1 rRNA gene (cut by a window edge) is annotated in these 1,593 nt (G+C 55.7%); it reads left to right on the forward strand.

Annotated elements, in window-relative coordinates:
- Positions 1-1,517, forward strand: a 23S ribosomal RNA gene (locus ABZ004_RS40445) (it extends 1,370 nt beyond the left edge of the window).
- The last annotated feature ends 76 nt before the right edge of the window (positions 1,518-1,593 follow it).

The raw sequence follows: 1,593 nt of genomic DNA on the forward strand, positions 1-1,593 counted from the left end.
GAACTGGTATTAGGTGCACTGAGGAGTGACGCAGGAGGGTAGTCCAACCGCGGCGATGGTAGGCGCAAGCTGATCCGCGGGCAAGGTGGTAGGGCGAGGCATAGGCAAATCCGTGTCTCATGATGCCTGAGAGCCGAGGCGGACCCGTTCAGGGGAAGTGGATGATCCCATGCTGCCGAGAAAAACTTCGTAGTGAGTGTTAGAGCCGCCCGTACCCCAAACCGACACAGGTGATCAGGTAGAGAATACCAAGGCGATCGAGTGAACCATGGTTAAGGAACTCGGCAAAATGCCCCCGTAACTTCGGGAGAAGGGGGGCCGGATACGTTACACGGCTTGCCCGTGGAAGCGTTGATGGCCGCAGAGACCAGGCCCAAGCGACTGTTTACTAAAAACACAGGTCCGTGCGAAGAAGTAATTCGATGTATACGGACTGACGCCTGCCCGGTGCTGGAACGTTAAGGGGACAGGTTAGCTGGATTTAGGTCCGGCGAAGCTTTGAACTTAAGCGCCAGTAAACGGCGGTGGTAACTATAACCATCCTAAGGTAGCGAAATTCCTTGTCGGGTAAGTTCCGACCTGCACGAATGGCGTAACGACTTGGGCGCTGTCTCAACCATGGACTCGGCGAAATTGCATTACGAGTAAAGATGCTCGTTACGCGCAGCAGGACGGAAAGACCCCGGGACCTTTACTACAACTTGGTATTGGTGGTCGGTACAACTTGTGTAGGATAGGTGGGAGACTGTGAAACCTGGACGCCAGTTCGGGTGGAGTCATCGTTGAAATACCACTCTGGTTGTTCTGGCTGTCTAACTTCGGTCCATTATCTGGATCAGGGACAGTGCCTGGTGGGTAGTTTGACTGGGGCGGTCGCCTCCTAAAAGGTAACGGAGGCGCTCAAAGGTTCCCTCAGCCTGGTTGGCAATCAGGTGTCGAGTGTAAGTGCACAAGGGAGCTTGACTGTGAGACAGACATGTCGAGCAGGGACGAAAGTCGGAACTAGTGATCCGGCGGTGGCATGTGGGAGCACCGTCGCTCAACGGATAAAAGGTACCCCGGGGATAACAGGCTGATCTTCCCCAAGAGTCCATATCGACGGGATGGTTTGGCACCTCGATGTCGGCTCGTCGCATCCTGGGGCTGGAGTAGGTCCCAAGGGTTGGGCTGTTCGCCCATTAAAGCGGCACGCGAGCTGGGTTTAGAACGTCGTGAGACAGTTCGGTCCCTATCCGCTGCGCGCGCAGGAGACTTGAGAAGGGCTGCCCCTAGTACGAGAGGACCGGGGTGGACGAACCTCTGGTGTGCCAGTTGTTCCGCCAGGAGCACGGCTGGTTGGCTACGTTCGGGAGTGATAACCGCTGAAAGCATCTAAGCGGGAAGCACGCTTCAAGATGAGGTCTCCCACCGAGTTAATCGGGTAAGGCCCCCAGTAGACCACTGGGTTGATAGGCCAGAGGTGGAAGCACTGTAAAGTGTGGAGCTGACTGGTACTAATAGGCCGAGGGCTTGTCTCATACCAACACTGTTGGCAACAAACATCTGCGCTGATGTATCGCGTCCACTATACGGTTCCCGAAATACGGTCAACCC

The organism is Kribbella sp. NPDC006257, assembly GCF_040613535.1.
GTDB lineage: Bacteria > Actinomycetota > Actinomycetes > Propionibacteriales > Kribbellaceae > Kribbella.